Here is a 22206-nt window from a genome sequence, read left to right on the forward strand (position 1 = left end):
GCAGCCTTTTTTATCCATCATTTCAAAGGTCAGGGCCTAGCGGTTGTTGATGTAAAGTGTTACTTCAAAACCAAGGCGCATTTCTGTGTATTGGGGTTTAGTCCACATAATTGTTCCTCTTCTCTCTGGTTATTCTCAATACTGAGTATAGGTTGATTATGTGCTAACAGATATCCTCCTAAGGGAGGAGAAGTGTCATGAATATTGATGAATTTTGCCCTTTCAGTTCTATTTTACGGCGCAGTAGTGTAAACCCGGGCTCAAATGAATGGCGCTTATCCAAAGTGCCCTTTAGATGCCTTGGGGCGAAAGCTTCTTACCGCCAATGCAAAGGTAGCAACTGTGAGGCTAACAATAACAATGAGGGGAACGGTGGCGAGTTTTTCATAGAGGGCGAAACGCAATAATTCTACCCCACTGCTAAAGGGGTTGAAGGCGCAAAGCTGATACAGCCACTCGTTTGCTTCTCGCATTTTCCACAGCGGATAGAGGGCGCTTGATAAGAAAAAAAGCGGAAAGATCACAAAGTTCATGACACCGGCGAAGTTCTCCAATTGCTTGATATAGTTCGCAAGCAATAAGCCAAGAGAACCGAGAAACAAAGAGAGCAGGGCTATCACAGGAAGTGCATACAGGTAACCAAGCAAGGGCAGGCGCACGTCTACCAGAAGCGAAAATGCGAAAAAAATGTATACTTGAATGGCTGAAACCATGGTGTTTGCAATGAGTTTACTGCCCATCAAAAAAGGCCGGGAGACAGGGCTCAGCAGCAACACCTTCATGCTTCCCATTTCTCTGTCATATACCATAGACAAGGAACTTTGCATGCTGTTGAACAGCACAATCATGGCGGCAAGACCGGGCACAATATATTCTTCATACAAAATGTAACTTTCGTAGGGCTCAGTCATCGATAACCCAAGTGTTGAACGAAAACCAGCCGCAAACACGAACAGCCACAATAGCGGGCGAATAAGAGCACTGAGCAGCCGTGTACGCTGTTGCCAGAACTTCAGTATTTCGCGACTGAGTACACCTGTAAAGCAGCGCCAGTACATTAACGGGCCTCCTGCATGACGCGTTGCCAAAGGTGCTCAATATCGCGTTGTTGGTACTGTTTTAACAGTGCGCTGCATTGCCCTTGGGCAACAACGTGTCCTTTGGATAACACAATCAGGGCGTTTTGCGGTTTCACTTCTTCAAATAAGTGTGTAGCCCAAAGGACAGTGACGCCTTGGGAATGAGCCAGCGTTTGCACCACCTCCGATATTAACTGGCGCGAAGCGATGTCTAAGCCTACGGTGGGCTCGTCGAGTAATAACAACTTGGGTTTGTGGATCAGGCAGCGCGCCAGTTCAACGCGCCGTCTGTGGCCGCCGTTTAAATTGCGAATCTTGGTGTTTAATTTTGCAGTGAGGTCGAGTTGTTCAAGCAGACCGTTGATATGAGATAGCGCGTTGTGCGGGGCTATGCCATGAAGGGCAGCAAAATAAGACAAATTTTGTTTTACGGTTAAGTCCATGTCCAACGTACTTTGTTGAAACACAACCCCCATCGTAGCCATGATTTTGCTGCGCGCTGTGGACAGATAGCTACCATTAAAGGCAATGGAGCCACGGGTTAGCTTTTGCAGCCCCGTTAGCAGAGAAAACAAGGTACTTTTACCCGCGCCGTTTGATCCGAGTAGCATGGTTACACCTGGTTTCAGGGCGAGATCCACACAATTCAGCGCACAATTAGCGCCATAGTGATGAGAAACCTCACGAACGACTACTTCCACTTAACTGCCACTCCCCAAGGGTAACGGCCCACTTTAATGGTGTGTTGGACATCAAAGCTGTGGGTATTAATAACCGATACGTCACCGCTCACGCCATTTGTGGTAAGCAGCAAAGATTGATCTTCATTAAACGCGAGTTGCCAGACCCGGCGACCAACCAGAATATAATCCTCAACCTCGTAGGTGTCGGTATTAATTACCGCAATGCGGTTTGCCGGCCCGAGTGCAACGAAGGCGTAGGGCTTTGACTTCATAAGTACGATTCCGACAGGTTGAATTTTATCCCGATACACGCCCTTAATCGCAAAAGAAAGGGTTTTTACCTTCTGCTTTGTCTGCGTATTGAAGATGGTTACCGTACCGCCAATTTCTGAGCTCACCCACAAAAACTTATCGTCCTTTGTGAAGTGAGCATCCCGGGGACGGGCATCCACCAGACTGTTGGCAATATTGTCATGGCTTTTGGTATCAATCCAATGCACCATATTCGTGGTTTCAGAGGTCACAACCATCATGCTGCCATCGTGACTTACCGCCAGCCCTTCTGGCTCCACGCCAACGTCAATCTGTGATATTACCTGAGCACTCGGAATGTCGATAACGGTCAACAGTGCGTCGTCTTCGTTGGCGGTATAAATTGTGGTGCCATTTGGGTGTAGGGCAATGGTTTCCGGATCTGCACCAGAGGGTAAGTCGCCCACAATGGAGTGGGTGGATAAATCTATGATTTGAATGCGATCGGAATCTGAGGCGCAAATATAGCCGCGGGTTTGATCGGTGCTTAAAATAAACCCCCTTGGCCTTTCTCCAACGTCTATAGTATCGACGACTTCAAATGTGTTCATATCAATAACAGATAGAGTATTGTCTTTTTCGTTAGTCACGTAGGCTTGTGGCAGGGCGGCGGCGAAGCTTGAAATCAAACTCGTCAACAGCAGTAATAAATTGCGAGATGTCATAACACCTCCTTACAAGTGGCGTTAATGGTGCCCAATGTATCCAGTTCATTGGATTGATGAAGAAACCCAGGGAGTGGCGCATGGGTAACCAATGCATCTTCGTGCGCCAGAGTAACGGGTTGGCGCAGTTGGTGTGTGCTTCTGCGAATGGAAAGTGACCGGCCTTTGTATGCGGCAAGAGAGAAGTTGTCACTAAGTAAGGTGTCCCACAGCGCGTCGTGGTTGAGCTGACTGCCGTGCTGAGCAGCACTTGCCACTGAGGTCACCGCCACATAGGAAGCGTAATCCACCTCATTCATATGCCGGTTGACGCTGTGGTAAAAACGGTTTTGAAGCTGTCGTGCGCCCCACTGTTCATGGGTAAAGTGCCAGCCAAGGGCCTTAAGGCCTGCGGCGCCGACCACTGGTACCTGTAAATATGTGTTAAATGGCAAACTATATGCGAACTGGGCGGCACTGTCGGCAGTAAAAACGGCCTCGTATCTCTTACTGGTTCTGGTGAACTGGGGGATCTCTGAAAAGGCGGCCCTGCGTAAATCGAAACTGTCCTGCCACAGCTTGGATTCCACAATAGTTAGTTTGAATTTTCTAGCGCTGCGCGTAAAAGCGGTGAGATATGCTTGGTCGTCAGGGGTTTTGCCGTAGATGGCAAGAACATGTTGCATGCGTTTGCTGCGAAACCACTGGGCCAGTGCATCGGCTTTCATTTGATAGCTGACCGCAGTGTGAATCAAGGGCAACTGGCAGGTTGTAAGCCTCAATTCATCATCGCTGTTAGCCACGTTGAAGAATATCGCGGCAGGCAGGCTATTTTGAATTAGGTCAACAACAGCGAGAAGCTGGCTACTCTTTACATCCAGTAAAATAACCGGTGCTGTGTTGTTTGCCTGATTGGCACTATGTCGCTTGTGTTGGTCTTCCAACACATTCCCTAGCTCGCGTAAGGTGTTAGCTTTGATTTCTGATACCTCAAACTGGTAGCCAAGGAATTTACCGGTGATATTGGCATCTTTTACCGCCACTATCGCTCCGGCATAGCCGTTGTCTGAAGGTGGCTTTAGGTAATCAGGTGTTCCGGCAGATACGGGTTCTTCTAAGCGAATGTAGGTTACGGGAACAATGGTTTGCGCCGTTTTATCGGCTGGTTGGACACGGGTGTCACTATTGATATTGAGGCCACCCGAGCTACATGCATTCACATTCGCTGAAATGAAAAGCAGCACCACCATGACCATTGATGTAAGTGTCGCACTTACTCGCCATGTGTTGCTCGTTTTACTCACACACATTGCCATAAACCACCTGCAGCCTGCTCCTTAGTCCCGCTCGGGTTAGTGCCGTCAGTACGGGGTATGTAAACTGTGAGTACGCCTTGAAAAGAAGGCGTCGCACATTGATGGATAAAGGGTATATGGCATTTTTCCCGAATAACATCCTCCTAAAGGAGGAAAGCTATGGCGCTAAAGTAGCATTAGTAAAATCACACTAACCCCTTACTATGCTTGAAACGTTGTTGGGATAGGTGCCTGTATTGTGCAAATAGTGAAATTGTATCGACGCTTTATGGGTGTAATGTGTCTGTTTTTGGTGGTGAGCAATGGGGTTGCGCGGTCGCTGGATGATATTAAAGACAGCGGCGCGATCCGAATTGCGGTTTACAACGATTACGCCCCTTTTTCGTTTGTGGACAATGGAGTCCCCAGGGGAATTGATGTCGATATCGCCAATGCCATTGCAAAGTCACTGAATGTGAAACTGGCCCTTATCTGGATGACGCCAGGAGAAACTGCAGAAGACGACTTTAGAAACTATCTTTGGAAAGGCCATATTATTCACCGGATAAAAGCCGACGTTATGATGCGTGCTCCCTATGACCCTTCCTTTTCACAAAAAAGGGACGACGTAGGGTTACTAGTAAATGAACTGGTACATATGTTCGCGCCTTATCACCGTGAAAGCTGGCAAATTCTTCACAACACTGAAACGTTACCGGAAGTGGAAACTATGGGGATGTTTCAATATCACACTATAGGCGCAGAGATAGACAGCATTCCTCACTTTTACTTGATCTCGGCGTTTGGTGGGCGGTTGCGAAACAACACTTCGCACTACGCGTCTAATGGCAAGGCCATTGAAGCGCTGGAAGCGGGCAAGGTTGAAGCGGTGATGGGGCTGCGTTCGCAAATGTCCTACCTTAGCCAGTTTGTGGATGGAAATAAATTCCAGCTCGCAAGCAATGCCTTTCCCCTTATCGGAAAACAAAAATGGGATATAGGGTTGGCTATTCATACTAATTTCCGTGCTCTAGGGTATGAAATAGGTGACGTTATTACCCGTTTGGTGGAGGAAGGTGAAATGGCGAAAATTTTTGACAACTACAACACCACCTATGAAAAACCGCCGTACTACAGCGCCCAATAATTAACGAAGGGGAATATTCCCCTTCATTCCTCCTCCCAAAGGAGGAGTCAAATCACACCGCTGTTGCATAGGCACCGACTTTCTCTGTGGCTATGCTAACCCTAACGAATAGTCTGAAAACAGACCGTTTATGGCCTACATGCAACTAGGAACCGCGATGAATAATAATATGCCAATTAAAAAACTTGCCTTGTCGATGCTGATTTGTGCAAGTGTACTTACGCCTGTCCATGCTGTTGTTACTGACAAAGATATTCAAAATGACCAAGCGACAACGGACGACGTTGTTACTTATGGTATGGGGTTAAAGGCTCAGCGATACAGTCCGCTCACTGCGATAAATCGGGACACGGTAGAAGAAGTTCGTCCCGTGTGGGCATTTTCATTAGGTGGTGAGAAGCAGCGTGGTCAAGAGTCTCAGCCCATGGTGAAAGATGGAGTGATGTATGTCACCGGATCATATTCTCGTGTATGGGCAATTGACGCCAGAACAGGGGAAGAGTTGTGGCAATACGAAGCGCGTTTGCCTGACGGAATTATGCCCTGTTGCGATGTAATAAACCGCGGCGTGGCGCTTTACGACAACTTGGTGATCTTTGGTACCCTCGATGCGAAATTGGTCGCGCTGGATAAAGATACGGGGAAAACCGTATGGAAGAAAAAAGTGGAAGACTATCGCGCCGGATATGCTATTACAGCGGCCCCCATTGTTGTAAACGGAAAAGTGATAACGGGGATCTCAGGTGGTGAGTTCGGCATTGTGGGGAAAGTGTATGCTTATGATGCCAAATCAGGTAAGCAACTGTGGGTTCGCCCTACCGTTGAAGGCCACATGGGGTATATTTGGAAAGACGGTAAGAAAACAGAAAACGGTATCTCAGGTGGCGCACCGGGTAAAACCTGGCCAGCCGATTTGTGGAAAACCGGTGGTGCTGCAACCTGGCTGGGTGGCACATATGATTCCGATACCGGATTGCTGTTTTTTGGCACTGGTAACCCTGCTCCCTGGAACTCACACCTGCGCCCTGGTGACAACTACTTCTCTTCTTCGCGACTTGCCATTGATCCGGACACTGGAAAAATCGTTTGGCACTTTCAGACGACGCCTCACGATGGCTGGGACTTCGACGGGGTAAACGAGCTGATTTCCTTTGATTATCAGGAAAACGGTAAAACAGTAAAAGCGGCGGCAACGGCGGACAGAAATGGCTTCTTCTACGTGCTGAATCGTGAAAATGGTGATTTCATTCGCGGCTTCCCGTTTGTTGACAAGCTTAATTGGGCGGAAGGTTTAGATGAAAATGGCCGTCCAATTTATGTCGATAGCAATCGCCCAGGTAGCCCGGCGAGTTCAAATGATGGCAAAAAAGGCGAGCAGGTTGTTGCACGCCCCGCCTTTCTAGGGGGGAAAAACTGGATGCCTATGGCGTATTCTCAAGATACGGGGTTGTTCTATGTGCCGTCTAATGAATGGGAAATGGATATATGGAACGAACCTACAGCGTATAAAAAAGGTGCGGCTTATTTAGGTGCGGGTTTTACCATTAAATCGGTCAATGAAGATTTTATCGGTGTGCTTAAAGCCATTAACCCTCGGACGGGCGAAACCGTGTGGCGTTACAATAACTTTTCTCCCTTGTGGGGGGGCGTACTGACCACTGGAGGAGGCCTGGTCTGGACCGGAAACCCGGAAGGTTATTTGATGGCGTTTGACGATAAAACCGGTGAAATGGTTTACAAATTCCAAACTGGCTCGGGCATTGTTGGCTCACCAGTTACCTGGGAGATGGACGGTGAGCAATACATATCGGTTTTATCTGGCTGGGGTGGCGCCGTACCATTGTGGGGTGGAGAAGTGGCTAAGCGGGTAAAACACTTCAATCAAGGCGGTACAGTCTGGACATTTAAACTGCCAAAACGCTATCAGCAAATGGCTAAACACTAACGCAAAGGGCAAGAATACCAGTAAACTTACCCAGGCCGGCGGCATTGTTCGCCGGCACTTTTTTCTCCAAACATACCTTGTGTACCAGATCCCTATTGACTTACGAGGCCTCCTTCCAAAGGAGGAGCCTTTCAAAACCAAAGTAGAGTTACCGCCCAATTACCCGTCCGTATACTTAATACATAGTCTTTTAGGATGTATTAATGATGAAAACAAAATTATCTCTGTTGTTCGCTGCACTCGTGGTGGCTGGTGTTTCTTGTAATGCTAGTGCCCACGGAAACGTGATTCCTCAAGGGGCAGACAGCTCAGCTATGCCTCCTATTACAGATGGTGATGAAGCCGAAGATGGCTGGGTGTTTGAAAACCCTTACCGAGGGTTGGATGACGATACCAAAACGGAAGTAATAAAGTTTGGCGAATCAGCTTATGCAAACAACTGTGCGGGTTGTCATGGGTTACATGCCCAATCAGGAGGCATTAACCCTGATTTGAGAGAGCTTAACCCCGATAGTTTTGAAGATGATGAATGGTTTGTGGAACGTCTTCGTTTTGGCTCAGCCAAAGGAATGCCAGCATTAGGCGGTATTCCTGAAGGGCAGTCTGAGCCTATTTTAGATCAGGAAACGCTGTGGGCCATTAAAACCTATGTGGAAGCTCGTCGGATTGTTGCTATTGAAGAAGGTGAAATAGAAGCCGACTGACGCAGATGTGGTTTGTATATCGCCGGGCAACGCGATGTAGCCCGGTGTGTTAGTTTCGGGGGTAAAAAGACTGAGTAAAATTCATGGCTTTCTGAGCGTTCCGCTACATTCACTTCGCTTCTAACAGGTGATACTGCAACTTGTGATACAGCTTGGTAACTTCAATGGGCTTTGCCAGGTGTTCATCAAAGCCATTGTCGAGGTAGGTCCGAATATCTTCCAGCATTACATTTGCTGTGAGCGCAATAATGGGCGTGTCGGTATCGCTTTTGCGAATGATCTTACAGGCCTCAAGGCCGTCTAATTCGGGCATTTGTATATCCATCAGAATAACATCAGGCTTGAACGTGCCATATTTATCGATGGCAACTAAGCCATTTTCTGCCAGGCAGATCTCAGCGTTTGTTTTAGACAGCATTGCTTGTACGATGGTTTGGTTAATGTTGTTGTCTTCTGCGACTAAAATCTTCTTACCGGCTAAATCCGGGGCTGGGGCGGTTTGATCTTTTAATTGCTCCGCGCGTTCACCTTTTTCCAACGGCAGTGCAACGGTAAATGTGGTGCCTTTGCCTAGTTCGCTGTGTACCGATAAAGTGCCATTCATAAGATCTACCAGGCTTTTAGTGATGGTCATGCCAAGGCCCGTTCCGCCGTACTTTCGCGTGGTGGAGCTATCTGCTTGGGTAAAGCGTTCAAACAGACCGTCGATAACATTTTGATTCATGCCTATACCGGTATCGATGACGCCGATAACTAGCGACGTACTGTTGTTGTGCTGCTGAGTCGAAAGGGCGACTGTCACGCTGCCGTTGTCAGTAAACTTAACGGCATTGGAAATGAGGTTTGTAATAATTTGTTTGATACGTACCGGGTCGCCTAACCACACGTCGTGAAGGCCTTTTTCAAGGGTATTTTTAAATACTACGCCTTTCGATTTCGTCTTGGGAATGAAGTTTGAAGCTACTTCGTTTAATAACTGACGAACAGAAAATGCGATGCTTTCAAGGGACAACATTTCTGCCTCAATTTTTGAAAAATCGAGGATGTCATTGACAATGGTGAGCAGGTGGTAAGAAGAGGTTAACGCATTGCTTAAGAGCTTTCTGTCTGAGGGCCGGGTTATTTCGTCATCAAGTAATTGCAGCGTGCCTAGAATACCATTCATTGGGGTTCGGATTTCATGGCTCATGGATGCCAGAAAGCGGCTCTTTGCTACGTTTGCTACTTCTGCTTTTTGTTTTGCGGCTTCCAGTTCGCGGGATTTTTCCAGCCGTTCGGTAATATCTTCAATCACGCCGAGGTACCCGGTCACTTTGCCCTTAGCATCTCTAATACAAGTGACGGTAAGACTGACAGGAAACCGGGAACCGTCTTTTCGGATAAGGGTCCATTCATCGGTATCGGTTCCATATGTATAGGCTTTTTTAGTAAAAACCTCGAAGTTAGATTTTGGTTCTTCTTTGAATTCTTCAGCGATAGCGGCTGCGCGACGACGGGTCTCTTCTTGATCGTGCCAAAGCGCAGGGGTTTTTTTTCCGACAATTTCATCAGCATTGTATCCCAGCATTATCTCAGAGGCTGCGTTAAACTGGGTGACAATGCCGGAGGTGTCAGTGGTGATAAGCAAGTGTTTGGACGCATCGAGAATGGCGTTTGCCATCTCGTTAGATTTGGCCAGTTCGGTAATTAGCTCCTCTTTCTCGGTCTCAGCTGCTTTTCTCGCAGTGATATCCTGAAACGTACCAAATATCGATGCCACACCACCGGTCTTGTCACGTTGTATTAAGGCTTTACTTTGAACGTGGCGAACTTCACCGGAAGGACGGACAATTCGCAGTTTTACTTCCCATCCTGCGCCATTTGTCATGGCATCGTTCATACATTGCTCAAGCGTGGCTATGTCGTCGGGATGATAGAAATCGATAGCCGATTGCAGCGTTGGGGTATACTCCCCTTTTATGACGCCATGAATGCGGTATATTTCATCTGACCAAAATACTTTTTGGTTTGCAACATCCACGCTCCAGTGCCCCAGGGACGCGAGGATCTCTGCTTGTTGTAACAAGGCTTTTTGTTTTTTGTCAGCCTCTTCCAATGCGACTTTTTCAGTAATGATAACTGCGGAAGCAACAATTTCCGTGTCGGAATTAGCCCTGGCGAACCACTCCAACCAAATATAGCTACCGTCTTTCTTCTTGTACCGGTTTCTGAATCCTTCAACATTGTTTTTTTGGTTAACTAATCCAATTAATACCTCTTTGGTTGCCTCTACATCATCAGGGTGTACATGGGAGATGAAAGGCTTGCCGCACAGGTAGGCTAACTCCCAGCCTAAACTGTCCACCCAATAATCATTTAGGTAGGTAAAGTATCCCTCGTTACTGGCTTTACAAACGAGGGTATTAAGAGAGTTCAGTAAAGACTGCGCATCAGACATTCTTCAGGCCTTTATTCGTGTTATTGGCAGCAGAGGCAACATTCGGAGAACGGATTCTATTCGCGCACGTTGACGGTGTAACAGTATAGAGAAAAGAAATAACAAGTGAAAAGAAAATTGCGTTGATTTTCGTACTTTAACCCTCGCTTAACCTTGCCTTTGAAATAATCCCTTCTCAGAGGGCGATTTTCATTATTGCCCTTAGCTCCAGACAGAGCAGCACGGGAACAGGTAAATGAGTAATGCGAAACAAATCGCGTGCGCGGTAGCGGCAAGCTTGCTTCTAAGCGCATGTGCAAGTGTGGATGATAAAACACTGAGTGAATCAGCCACAGATATAACGGGTAAACAGGTGGTTTGGCAGCCGCTTGTCAGTGAGTATTCAGGTCAGAATGTACCGGCTGGTGGCGCTTTAGCAGCCAGTCAGCTTACTGATCTTATTGATGTCACTGCGGTTGAACACCTGTCCTCATACATAAATGAGGCACTAAATAGCAATCCAAGCCTGCAACAAACCCTTATTACCCTGCGTCAGGCACAAGTGTCCATCGACAGCGCTGAGTCTCAGGGGGCTATGAATTTGGATGCCAGCTTTAATGGTGGTAGAGATGAGCAAACTGGTAGTAGCTTTTCCAGTGCGTTATCGGTTAGCTGGGAGCTGGACTTGTGGCAAAAAATAGCCGATGGCGTAACGGCAGCGAATTTAGACGCCGCTAGTGCAAGAGCGAGTTATCAGGCTGCCAAAGACAGCTTAATCGCCAGTGTTATTCGCAGCTACGTCGAGATCATCACACAGCAGAATCTGCTTTCTATCGAGCGTGAACGCTTGCAGGTCTTAGAGAACCAGGAAGCTATCATCCTAACCCGCTACCGCACTGGGCTGGGTGGGTTGGACGATCTTGACTCTGCTCGCACCAGCAGTGCAAACACACGGGCAACCATAGCACAATACGAGTACGCAGTGGCCGCGGCAAAACGCACCTTGGCGGTGCTGCTCGGTCGTCAAGAGCAGTCGTTAACAGAATTAACTGCCAACCAGTCTTATCCGGATGTATTGCTTCCCCTTACTGCACTGCCCGAACAGGATCTGGCCCGCCGTCCCGATTTACAAGCCGCCTACTTCAATATAAAGGCCTCAGAATACGAGGTGGACGTGGCATATAAAGCCTTACTCCCAAGTATTAACTTATCCGCGGCGCTCACAGACAGCGCAAGTTCGGCTTCTCAAGCGCTATTTGCAAATCCGTTGTGGAGTGTACTTGGGCAAATAACGGCGCCACTGTTTCAAGGAGGGCAGTTGCGCGCGCAAATAGAGAGTGCAGAGCTGAGTGCATTGAACGCCTGGTGGCAATACAAAGAAACGCTGCTAAATGCCGTTCAGGAAACACAGGATGCCATCGACAATGAGCGTGCGTTAACGGCGCGAATTCAATTCACTACTGATGCAATTGAGAATGCTCAGCGCAGTGTAACGAGTACTTCGGGCAATTATCGCCAGGGGCTCGCCGATATTCTTGACTTGCTATCTGTATACAACACCCACTTTGACTTGCAAGCGCAACAAGTTCAGTTGCGATCATCACAATTACAAAACCGTATCGACTTAGGCCTTGCTTTGGGTCTTGGAGTGTCACAATGAAAAACAAAAAAATAATCGTTACCTTGTTGGCTGCAGCCTGCATTGTGCTGGCTATTGTGTATACCGCGATGAACACCGGTGGCGGGCACCCGGGTACACCACCGGGGGCCGGTGAGAAAAGCGCGTCGACCAATAGTGCCGAAAACGCCAGTTCTCGAGGGAAAGTGCCGGGTGGGGAAGAAGGCGGTGAAGACGGATCTTTGGCATTACGATCCGCAGGCAAGACTACAAATGGCGAGCGCCGTGGTGACTTAGCCGCAAAACCACCACTACAGAGTCCATCAACAGGTGTCGGTAGCAACCTGGCGAAAGTGGGTGTGTATGCAGTACAAACCGCAAGCTATAAGGCGTCAGTAAAAGGCTATGGGGAGGTGCAACCAGTCGACTCACTCAGTTTAGTGGCTCAGGTGGGGGGACGTATAACGATCCTTGCCGACGAATTTAAAACCGGTGCAATTGTCAGTAAAAATACAACGCTGGCTATCATTGATGACACCGATTATTTAGCGGCGTTGAGCAGTGCGAGAGCCGATTATGAGGACGCACTGGTGGCGCTGGAAGAAGAGCGTCTGCAAGGTGTTCAGGCGCAGGATGAATGGCGTCGTTCCGGTTTAAAGGGGGAGCCTGCATCGGCGTTGGTTTTGCGGCAACCGCAGTTAAAAGCAGCACAAGCAAAGGTGGAAAAAGCGAAGCAAGCCTTGGAAGCGGCTAAGCGTGATTTGGCATTTACCAAAGTAACCGCGCCTTTTGACGCCCTTATCGTTAGCCGTGATGTATCACCGGGCAGTTATGTTCAGACTGGGGAGGTCGTGGCAACGCTTTATTCATTGAACACGGCAGAAATTGCCGTGGCCCTGTCGCCTGCGCAGTGGTCTCAGCTTCCCGATGTCACAGCTGGTGAGCAGCTTGATTGGCCGGTCATCCTTACCGATGCGACAACACAACAGCATTGGATCGCAGAAGTAAGTCGTGCCGAACTGCATCAGGACACCAGTACCCGTCAACGCAATGCGGTGGTTACTGTCAATAAGCCTTTGGAACAGGCAGAGCCGCTCGCTTTCGGCAGTTTTGTTAGCGCTGAAATCGAAGGGCGTGCGCTTGAAAATGTGTGGAAAATTCCTGCTTCTGCGGTATCGCAAAAACAAGAGGTCTGGTTGGTAGAGCCAGACACTGGGTTGTTACAGAAATTTACGCCAGACGTGCTGTTTGAGCAGGATGGTTTTGCATTTATTACACCCTATAACAACGCTAACCGCGCTCTCGTAGTCGCTCGGCCACTGAACAGTTATCTGGTGAATACCGCAGTTGCGCCGTTAATTGAAGGGGTAACGGGAGGGGCAGAGAATGACTAATAAAAAAGGCATAATTGCATGGTTTGCGCAGAATTCCGTGGCGGCAAACCTGTTAATGGTGAGTTTGATCATTCTCGGGCTGGTTTCAATGGGCGATATCCGCAAGGAGGCATTTCCAAGCATGGAGCCGAGATTTGTCACCATTTCCATGACGTACGAAAGTGGAGATGCCGAACAAGCGGAAGAAGGTATTGCCATCAAGATAGAAAATGCACTGGAAGCCATCCCCGGTATTAAGCGCATTACCTCGACGTCCAGTGCTAATGGGGCCACTGTTCAGGTGGAAAAAGAAACGGAGTACGACCTCGACGTTCTTTTTAACGATATAAAAACGGAAGTGGACAGTATTTCTAACTTTCCATCAGACGCGGAAAACCCGGTTATCGATAAAGCGAGAAGGCAGGAGCATGCCATCTGGGTTCAATTGTACGGTGATACAGATCACGCAACTTTGCAATATTTGGGCGAACAGTTAGAACGGGATTTACTAGCCACCGATGCAATTCGCGAAGTCAGTGCGGGCAGCTTTATCGACCCCATGATGTCGATTGAAATAGATGAGGCTAAGTTGCAGGCTTATGGGTTAACGCTTTCAGATGTGGCTGCTGCTGTAAATGAGGAATCAAATACGGCGTTGACCACCAGTTTGCGCAATAAGGAGAAAGTGATTCGGTTAAAGGCCTCGGAGCAGGCTTATTATGCCAAGGATTTTGCATCAATCCCCCTTGTTACCAGTAGTAATGGCGTGATCCTTACCGTCGGAGACGTGGCGACAGTGACCGATATGTTTGCAGACGACAGCTACAATTTGTCTCGTTACAACGGTAAAAATGGTTACGGTATTCAAGTGCTGATGGATGAATATGGCGATGTGACCAAAATGGTGGAACAAGCCCATGAAGTCGTCGATGAATGGCACGAAAAAGGTCTTTTGCCTCAAGGCGTGGAAATTGAAACCTGGTATGACAAAAGTACTCTGATAACAGAGCGGTTAACCCTGTTAACCAATAACGCACTCATGGGGATCGCGCTGGTGTTCGTTACCCTTGCGCTGTTTCTGAACCTACGCGTGGCTTTTTGGGTAGCCGCCGGGCTGCCATTTATTTTCTTCGGTACGCTATATTTCATGACCGACTCCTACACCAATATGACGCTGAACGAGATGACCACGTTCGGTTTTATTATGGCGCTGGGAATAGTGGTGGATGATGCTGTTGTGGTGGGGGAAAGCGTTTATTCCACCCGAAAACAATATGGTGATACACTGCAAAATACCATTCTCGGTACTCACAAGGTTGCTATTCCAACCTTATTCGGCGTATTGACTACAGTGGCGACTTTTTTTGCGCTTTCCAATGTCTCTGGTGGTTTGGGTACCTTGTACTCTCAGTTCGGCACAATCGTTACCTTGTGCCTGCTGCTATCTGTAGTGGAATCAAAGCTGATATTGCCTGCTCACTTAGCACATTTGCCAACTAAATCCACGCCTAAAAAAGGCATCGCGGGAGCGTGGAACAAAGTACAGGGCAAAGCCGACGCAGGACTGCAATGGTTTAACTACAAAGTGTATCAACCTTTTTTAAAGGTGACAGTAGCCTACCGCTACGCGGCGGTGCTTCTGTTCGTTGCCCTATTTATTGTAGTAATGAGTCTGCCATTAACCGGGGCAGTGCGGGTGAGTTTTTTCCCCAGTATGCAGGGTGATACGGTGACTGCAAACTTGTCTCTCTACAGTGACGTGAGCTTTGGTCAAAACGAGCGTAATTTAATGTTATTAGAACAAAACGCCCTGGAAGCAGACCGGCAGTTAATGGAAGAGAAAGGTGCAGAAGGGACAGGGATCAGCAGCCTTCAGGTAACAGCGAGCGGAGATCAAAGCGGAACCATCACTATTTCTTTAGACGAATCTCAGCCCTATTCCCTCGATGAGCTTTCGGCACGCTGGAATGCCCTCACAGGTAACCTGGAAGGTGTAAAGAGTCTCAAAATTCGCTCGCGTCGGGAAATAGTAGACGGTTTTAAAGTGGAGCTAAAAAGTATCAATGAAGATACGCTTAATGCAGCAAATACTGCGTTTCAGGAAGTTCTGGCAAACATTGACGGTGTGTATGCCATTGAAAGCTCGTTGACGCCGGGTGAAGCCATGATGCGATTTGAAATCACACCTCAGGGCAGGGCTCTGGGGATGGACACACAAAGTTTGTCACAACAACTGCTAAAAGCGTTTGGTGGCGAAATAGTGCAGCGTTATCTGCGCGATAAAAACGAAGTTAAAGTCCGGGCGCGTTACCCGGAAGAAGACAGAATGAATCCGTCTGACGTAATGAATACTCAGGTGCGTTTAGATGATGGAACTGTAGTGCCATTGAGCGCAGTGGCAAAGGTTATACAGGATGTGCAACAAAAGCAGGTGGTGCGAATCGACGGTCTGCGGGCGTTAACGGTGAGTGCGTCGGTAGACAGCGATGTGATTACATCTACCGAACTGGTTAACTATCTCAATGAGAGTTTTGTACCTCAGTTAGAAAAGCAATATCAGGATTTATCTCTCTATTTTGCGGGAGAAGCTGAACAGCAGGCGGAAACTCAAAGTTCTATGCAAAGTGTTTTTATATTGGCCTTGTTGTCTATTTTTGCATTGCTAGCAATACCGCTTAAATCTTATATTCAACCGTTAATTATCATGACCGCCATCCCGTTTGGTATTGTGGGAGCTATCATTGGTCACTGGTCAAATGGATTGATGCTGAGCTTATTGTCTCTCAATGGCATTTTAGCGCTAAGCGGGGTGGTGGTGAACGACAGCTTGTTGTTGGTAACACGGTTTAACACTTTGCGTCAGGAAGGTATGACAGTGGATCAGGCTGTAATTGAAGCATGTACCAGCCGGCTGCGGGCGGTGTTGCTTACATCAGTCACAACTTTTGTGGGTTTGTATCCGATTTTGGGGGAAACCTCAATACAGGCGCAGTTTCTTATTCCGGCCGCTGCCTCACTGGGGTATGGGATTTTATTTGCCACAGCCATCACCCTTTTATTAATTCCGGCATTGCTGCTAATTTATGAAGACATGGCCAGGCTGGGTGAGCGGGCGAGAAGAAGCGCGCTGAAAATTGCAGGGTAGGAGAACATATGATCCGGGTATTGTTGGTGGAAGATGACTTAGGTTTAGCGGGGAATATCCTTGACTATCTCGAACTGGAAGAGATGGTTTGTGATCATGCCGCGAATGGTATAGCGGCCCTCAACTTTCAACAAACTCACCCATACCATGTGATTATTCTCGATATTAACTTGCCGCAAATGAATGGATTGAGTGTCTGCGAACATATTAGAAACGAAGGCGATGATACACCTGTTATTATGCTTACCGCTCGGGATAAACTGGAAGACAAACTGGTGGGGTTTGAAAAAGGGGCCGACGATTATCTCATTAAACCCTTCGCCATGGCTGAGTTGGTCGCACGAGTCAATGCATTGGCGAATCGGCGATCCAGCCAGGTTAACCAGTTGACGTTTGGCAATGTCACGCTAACGGTTAAACCTGAGATGGCCACAGCCGATGGCGCTGTAATCAAGCTCAGCCCTACAACCTACAGGTTGTTGAAGCACTTAATTCGCGCCGCAGGAGAGTGCGTGCCTCGCGCTGCCTTGGTTAACGCGGTGTGGGGCGAAGACGCGCCAGAAAGCAATGCACTCAAAGTGCATATTCATCATTTGCGCAAAGCGTTGGAACAAGCCAACGCCTCCGTGCAGTTGTGCTCGAGGCCCAATAGCGGCTTCTATCTATCTACGGAGTCAGTTCATGGTTGAAGGATTGCGATTCAGTTTGCGCAAGTATGTGGTATTAACGTTGCTGGCTGTAGCAGGTGTTATTTTTACTCTTTTTTCCATTCAGTCAGCAGATAGTTTTCTCGATGGTATGGATGGTATGCTTAGAAATAGCATGCTCCGAGCCGCGAGAAGTGTAGACGTTGAGCCCGGTGCTCCCACACAGGTACTGGATTTTCATATTGCTTCGACCTACGCCGACATACCCGAAACAATTAAACAGAGTTTCAGCGAGACAGAAATAGCCCCGTACAAATTATACAAAGATATTGATAAACCCAGTATTTTCTCGCGTCCCCGCTCTGCAAACTTTTTAGTTATGGTTCCTGGTGAAGAACGACGCAAGATGTTTGTATCACAACGCTTTGAAGCGCCACCGGAAGACGGTAACAAATCGTTTCGAATTGGCCCTCAGCTTCACAGTATTTTAGTGGGCGTGGCCGCATTAGGTGCCTTCGCCGTTGCGCTTTTTTTGTTGCTCAGGTCTGTTTCGCGGCCTGTCGAATCACTGCAACAGTGGGCGGCGGGGCTGGATGAAGCGCAACTGGATGCGCCTATTCCCAACTTTCGCTATAAAGAACTCAATGCACTGGCTGGAATCATTCATATGAGCTTGCAACGCGTGCGTCAAACCCTGGAGCGGGAACGCGAATTTGTGAACCATGCCAGTCATGAACTCAGAACCCCCATTGCCGTAGTAAGAAGCAGTATTGAGCTGCTTTGCAGGGTGGTTGATGTAGAGAATAGCAAGGGGCGAAATGCCGTGTCCCGCATAGACAATGCGTCGAAAACCATGGCGGATTTAACGGAAACGCTGTTGTGGTTGGGCAGAGAAGATACCGCGGGATTACCAGAAACCGAAGTGGATGTGGCTGATATGGTGAAAGGATTGACTGCTGATCTTAAGTATCTTCTACAAGGCAAGTCTGTAACCTTGTCTCTTCATTTATCTCCTTGTTATCTGATATTGCCGGAAACTGCAACGCAGATTGTTATTGGCAATATTATTCGCAATGCCTTTCAACATACCTATCAAGGCAAAGTGGATATTCAATTGCACAACGACCAATTAGTCGTTACCAATTGTGAAGACGGCGCTCTGGCAGACAGCCGCTGTGCTACTAAAACTCGTGATGGGGAAGAAGGGTTTGGTATTGGACTTAAACTCATCGAAAAGCTCTCGCGGAAACTAAACTGGGGGTACCAGCCTGCGTTTTCTGAAAATGGGTATTCTGTCACTTTACACATTCGCTCCTTTACCCCGCTAAAGGCTTAAAAATTCTGAGTATTTGTACAGATTGCATTTAACTAAATAAGTATTTGCACTCGCGTAATAACCTTGTTTTTTTTAATTTACGGCGATTAACGCGAGGTTGTATATTACGTTACGAGGGAGGACCTTCCTCACCGTGGGAGCGAGAACGCTGAAATTAATTGCATTTGATTGACGCTCGAGCGAGGCTTTGACAATTACACCACGCCCTGTTCGATCATTGCATCTGCCACCCGGCGAAAAGCGGCTATGTTCGCGCCGAGTACCAGGTTTCCAGGGGTGCCAAATTCCTTTGCTGTGTCACTTGCTCGTTGGTAAATGTCTTTTGTGATCTGCAATAGCTGTTGATCAACCTGCTCAAAGGTCCATTTTTGCATGCTGGCGTTTTGCGCCATTTCCAACTGACTGGTAGCCACGCCGCCTGCATTTGCTGCTTTTCCCGGTCCGTATGCGATACCTGCCTCCAAAAAGAACTCAACAGCGCCTTGAGTCGAGGCCATATTTGCGCCTTCGCTTACAAGCTTGCAACCATTGGCTATTAACGTTTGCGCATCCAGTGTAGTAACTTCATTTTGTGTTGCGCAGGGGAATGCCGCATCTGCTTGGTATTGCCAAATTGCATGACCGTTTAGAGGGTAATCACTAACTGGCGTAAAGTGCGCGTCTGTATGGATATTGAGATAGGCACTTAAGCTGGTTCTTTGTATTTCCTTGAGCTGTTTTATTGCCACTAGATCGACGCCTTGAGGATGATACAAGGTACCTGTAGAGTCACTACAGGCAATGGGAATAGCACCGAGTTGATAGAGTTTTTCCATCGCGTAAATAGCCACATTTCCCGCACCGGAAACTAAACATCGTTGACCCTGCATGTTTTCTCCACGCGCGGTTAACATATGGTCGGCAAAGTACACGGTACCGTAACCTGTGGCTTCTTTGCGCACTAAAGAGCCACCCCAAAGCAACCCCTTACCGGTCAATACGCCCTCATACCTGCCAGTAAGCTTTTTATATTGCCCGAAAAGATAGCCGATTTCCCTGGCACCTACGCCAATATCGCCAGCTGGTACATCGGTATTTGGCCCTATATGGCGATAAAGTTCATTCATAAAAGACTGACAGAAGCGCATGATTTCCCCGTCTGATTTTCCTTTGGGATCAAAGTTTGCTCCGCCTTTACCACCCCCTATTGGTAGTCCTGTCAGCGCATTTTTAAAAATTTGTTCAAACCCGAGAAATTTAATGATACTGGCGTTTACTGAAGGGTGAAAACGCAACCCTCCTTTGTACGGACCAAGAGCAGAATTAAATTCGATACGATAGCCTTTGTTTACCTGGATATTGCCTTCATCATCATACCAGGGGATCCGAAACATAATTTGACGCTCTGGCTCCACGATTCGCTGAATGATTGCATGTTTCTTATAGTAGTTATTTTCTTCTAGTACCGGAGCAAGAGAGCGCAATACTTCTTCCACAGCCTGATAGAATTCAGTCTGTGCCGGGCTGCTTTCTTTTAGTTCAGAAATAGTACTTTTTAAATAATTCATGCATTAACCTATTTTGTTTAAATTACTATCTGTTTATTCACAGACGAGATAACGTACCTTTCTTTTCACTTCCAGAATATCGATGTGCTGCTCACCACTTTGGGTATTCCAGCGTATTTTCTGGCCTGCTCGCAATCCCAATAGTGCAGAGCCAATAGGCGCAAAAATAGAAATGCCGTCGTCGTATTTATTCATATCCAATGGAAGGCAAAGCGTTTTCGTTAAGTGCTTGTCAAACTTGCTTATTTTGAACGTGACCTGAGAACCAATAGCGACCACGTCAGGGGCGAGATCTTTTTGATTCACCACCTTTGCCCGAATCAGTTCTTTTTCTAACTCGTCATATCTTTCAGACGGCAATTTAATTTTGCTGAGCTGATCTTCAATATCTCTAAGGTCTTCGTATGAAATAGTAATGTTGGGTTTTCTAGCCATGAGAACACTCCTGTTTTCAATCGATTTTTTACGCGTGATAAAACCTTTTTTCGACGCGGGAATAAAAAGTGATTTTTACGAAATTCCGATTGGTGATTAACCGGATATTTTTAAGAAAAACAGAAAGGTAGCCGAATGCAAATTTGCATCCGGCTTAATTGGGTAAGGTGAGTAATATGCTCTTATTTAGTTTGCAATGTTTAAACATGATTCCCTCGATTATCTTTTTGATATTAATACTTCACAAGAAAATAACAAGGGGTTTCACAGTGAATTTTGCTCTGAAATTTGCTTTTTTGCAGAATAAAAGTTTGTTGTATGTGTCTTTCTCAGGATATTATTCTTATTGCTGGTTGGGGCCGTGCTTTCAGGGCAATTGCCACAGCAAAAGCACCGTATTTTTCGTCGTTAAATGGCTTGGTGGGGCCGAATAATTCGTAGTGAATACGGGATCCCTCTCCACTTTGGCAACGCGCTGCTTGGGGTGTTGACTCTTGACAGCCTTGAGCCCCACGAATTTGATTTCCTGGATGCTGCTTTTATTAACACGCTTGGAGAGTTGTCAGCGCGCTTTCTACACACAGCCTTGTATATCGAAAAGTTGGATCAACAACACCTGCATACTCAACACGTTTTACAGGCGGTGAGCGAACAAGTTTCAGAACAGCATCAACACGGAGAAATGATTGGTAAAAGCGAGGCAATGGAAAAGTTAAAACGCGTTATTCGTTTGGCTGCGTCGTCTGAATTGACCATTTTAATCCAGGGCGAAAGTGGGGTTGGAAAAGAGTTAGTTGCCCGCGCGCTTCATTTTCAGTCCGCAAGACACGGCCAACCCCTCGTTTATGTGAATTGTGCCGCTATTGCTTCGCACCTGATAGAAAGTGAATTGTTTGGGCACGTAAAAGGCGCGTTTACCAGTGCCAACCGAGACCGCGATGGTAAGTTTTTACTGGCGGACGGCGGAACCTTGTTTCTCGATGAAATAGGGGAACTCCCCCTGGAAATACAAGGCACGTTGTTACGTGCCATTCAGAACCAAGAAATTCAAGTTGTGGGGCAAGATAAAAGCCGCAAGGTGAATGTTAGAGTCATTGCCGCGACCAACCGGAAACTAGAAGATGAAGTTAAATACAAACGTTTTCGAGCCGACCTTTACCATCGATTGGTGGTGTTTCCTATATACGTACCTACGTTAAAAGAAAGACAAAGTGATATTACTTTGTTAGCCGGTTATTTTGCAGAAAAGACTCGCCGTAGTCTTGGCTTACAACAATTAATACTTTCCGACGACACTCTGCTTCAGCTCACGCGCTACAACTGGCCTGGAAATGTCAGAGAGTTGGAGCATGTTGTTTCTCGTGCTGCATTGTATGCCAGGGAGGAAACACCGACGGGGATCACAGTTATAAAACGTCGCATCTCACAGGAATTAACCTGATTGGGGCGGCTGGTGAGCACATATCCGACGCATCGGCTTTATACACTGGCGTTGACGACGCGATTGATTTTCGTGCCCACACAAACAAGTTTCAGCGAGAGCTTATTGCCAGGGCTTTGCGCCAAGCCGGAGGCAATTGGTCAAGAGCGGCTCGGTCATTGACCATGGATCGCGCTAACCTGGTGCGTTTGGCCAAGCGCCTTGGGGTATCTGTTGAAAAGCAAGTGAAAGAATAAGTGCGCGTTCTGTTCCTGCACTTTTTTGTCATGTGCTGCTCCGATCCGCTGTCTGGCGGTTCACTTCCATCTTACATAGGGTTCTTGAAATAGGGATAACCTGACTTGGTTTGTTGTTTTTTTCTTGCAATATTGTTAACAGTATAATGTATTATGTTTTTTTGTGTGGTATTTTTGCTGCTTGCCATTGGTTGCTTTATTGC

The 22206-nt window shown here is 47.3% G+C and carries 18 protein-coding genes; 10 read left to right on the plus strand and 8 right to left on the minus strand.

Annotated features, from left to right (window positions below; genetic code table 11):
• Positions 1 to 36 precede the first annotated feature (36 nt).
• The 5 genes from pqqA to KO518_RS06060 form a co-directional block, all read right to left on the minus strand.
• Positions 37 to 108 carry a pyrroloquinoline quinone precursor peptide PqqA gene (gene pqqA / locus KO518_RS20200; RefSeq protein ID WP_071953288.1) on the minus strand — a complete coding sequence of 24 codons (72 nt, stop codon included), beginning with the start codon at positions 106 to 108 and terminating at the stop codon, positions 37 to 39.
• A gap of 167 nt (positions 109 to 275) precedes the next feature.
• Positions 276 to 1058 (minus strand): ABC transporter permease, encoded by a 783-nt coding sequence (locus tag KO518_RS06045; RefSeq protein ID WP_216024936.1) that lies wholly within the window; start codon positions 1056 to 1058, stop codon positions 276 to 278.
• Entirely contained in the window at positions 1058 to 1780 is a 723-nt protein-coding gene (locus KO518_RS06050; protein ID WP_216024937.1) for an ATP-binding cassette domain-containing protein, read from the minus strand. The genes KO518_RS06045 and KO518_RS06050 overlap by 1 nt, the downstream gene beginning before the upstream one ends.
• Complete coding sequence (locus KO518_RS06055; protein WP_216024938.1) at positions 1771 to 2739, minus strand: PQQ-dependent catabolism-associated beta-propeller protein; 969 nt, start codon at positions 2737 to 2739, stop codon at positions 1771 to 1773. The genes KO518_RS06050 and KO518_RS06055 overlap by 10 nt, the downstream gene beginning before the upstream one ends.
• On the minus strand, positions 2736 to 4034 hold the full coding sequence (locus tag KO518_RS06060; protein WP_252735995.1) for a hypothetical protein: 1299 nt from the start codon (positions 4032 to 4034) through the stop codon (positions 2736 to 2738). Before KO518_RS06060 ends, KO518_RS06055 begins: the two co-directional genes overlap by 4 nt.
• A gap of 238 nt (positions 4035 to 4272) precedes the next feature.
• Between KO518_RS06060 and KO518_RS06065 the strand changes: the two genes are divergently transcribed.
• From KO518_RS06065 to pedF, 3 genes are all read left to right on the plus strand, one after another.
• A complete protein-coding gene (locus tag KO518_RS06065) occupies positions 4273 to 5160 on the plus strand; it encodes an ABC transporter substrate-binding protein (RefSeq protein WP_216024939.1) in 888 nt (295 codons plus the stop codon).
• Between the two features lie 157 nt (positions 5161 to 5317).
• Positions 5318 to 7105, plus strand: coding sequence for a PQQ-dependent methanol/ethanol family dehydrogenase (locus tag KO518_RS06070; protein ID WP_216024940.1), 1788 nt, complete (start codon positions 5318 to 5320; stop codon positions 7103 to 7105).
• A gap of 203 nt (positions 7106 to 7308) precedes the next feature.
• The gene (gene pedF / locus KO518_RS06075; RefSeq protein ID WP_252735997.1) at positions 7309 to 7809 is read left to right on the plus strand and encodes a cytochrome c-550 PedF; all 501 of its coding nucleotides are present in this window, start codon (positions 7309 to 7311) and stop codon (positions 7807 to 7809) included.
• A gap of 109 nt (positions 7810 to 7918) precedes the next feature.
• On the opposite strand, the gene KO518_RS06080 is transcribed toward pedF, so the two are convergent.
• Entirely contained in the window at positions 7919 to 10246 is a 2328-nt protein-coding gene (locus KO518_RS06080; RefSeq protein ID WP_216024941.1) for a PAS domain S-box protein, read from the minus strand.
• A gap of 235 nt (positions 10247 to 10481) precedes the next feature.
• Here KO518_RS06080 and KO518_RS06085 point away from each other — a divergent pair, with 235 nt between their 5' ends.
• The 5 genes from KO518_RS06085 to KO518_RS06105 are packed head-to-tail and all read left to right on the plus strand — an operon-like array spanning position 10482 to position 18344.
• Entirely contained in the window at positions 10482 to 11885 is a 1404-nt protein-coding gene (locus KO518_RS06085; protein ID WP_216024942.1) for a TolC family protein, read from the plus strand.
• Entirely contained in the window at positions 11882 to 13237 is a 1356-nt protein-coding gene (locus KO518_RS06090) for an efflux RND transporter periplasmic adaptor subunit (protein ID WP_216024943.1), read from the plus strand. Before KO518_RS06085 ends, KO518_RS06090 begins: the two co-directional genes overlap by 4 nt.
• Positions 13230 to 16361, plus strand: coding sequence for an efflux RND transporter permease subunit (locus KO518_RS06095; protein WP_216024944.1), 3132 nt, complete (start codon positions 13230 to 13232; stop codon positions 16359 to 16361). Before KO518_RS06090 ends, KO518_RS06095 begins: the two co-directional genes overlap by 8 nt.
• An 8-nt stretch (positions 16362 to 16369) precedes the next feature.
• On the plus strand, positions 16370 to 17050 hold the full coding sequence (locus tag KO518_RS06100; RefSeq protein ID WP_216024945.1) for a response regulator transcription factor: 681 nt from the start codon (positions 16370 to 16372) through the stop codon (positions 17048 to 17050).
• Complete coding sequence (locus KO518_RS06105) at positions 17043 to 18344, plus strand: HAMP domain-containing sensor histidine kinase (RefSeq protein WP_216024946.1); 1302 nt, start codon at positions 17043 to 17045, stop codon at positions 18342 to 18344. Before KO518_RS06100 ends, KO518_RS06105 begins: the two co-directional genes overlap by 8 nt.
• Before the next feature lie 194 nt (positions 18345 to 18538).
• On the opposite strand, the gene gdhA is transcribed toward KO518_RS06105, so the two are convergent.
• Together gdhA and KO518_RS06115 are read right to left on the minus strand one after the other, a co-directional pair.
• Positions 18539 to 19891 (minus strand): NADP-specific glutamate dehydrogenase, encoded by a 1353-nt coding sequence (gene gdhA / locus KO518_RS06110; protein WP_216024947.1) that lies wholly within the window; start codon positions 19889 to 19891, stop codon positions 18539 to 18541.
• Positions 19892 to 19924: 33 nt separating this feature from the next.
• Positions 19925 to 20326, minus strand: coding sequence for a GreA/GreB family elongation factor (locus tag KO518_RS06115; protein ID WP_216024948.1), 402 nt, complete (start codon positions 20324 to 20326; stop codon positions 19925 to 19927).
• Between the two features lie 412 nt (positions 20327 to 20738).
• Here KO518_RS06115 and KO518_RS19850 point away from each other — a divergent pair, with 412 nt between their 5' ends.
• Together KO518_RS19850 and KO518_RS19855 are read left to right on the plus strand one after the other, a co-directional pair.
• Complete coding sequence (locus tag KO518_RS19850) at positions 20739 to 21767, plus strand: sigma 54-interacting transcriptional regulator (protein WP_252735998.1); 1029 nt, start codon at positions 20739 to 20741, stop codon at positions 21765 to 21767.
• 116 nt (positions 21768 to 21883) lie between these two features.
• The gene (locus tag KO518_RS19855) at positions 21884 to 22003 is read left to right on the plus strand and encodes a hypothetical protein (protein ID WP_252735999.1); all 120 of its coding nucleotides are present in this window, start codon (positions 21884 to 21886) and stop codon (positions 22001 to 22003) included.
• The last annotated feature ends 203 nt before the right edge of the window (positions 22004 to 22206 follow it).

Origin of the sequence: Aestuariibacter sp. A3R04 (genome assembly GCF_018860805.1) — a bacterium.
In the GTDB taxonomy this organism is placed as follows: domain Bacteria; phylum Pseudomonadota; class Gammaproteobacteria; order Enterobacterales; family Alteromonadaceae; genus Alteromonas.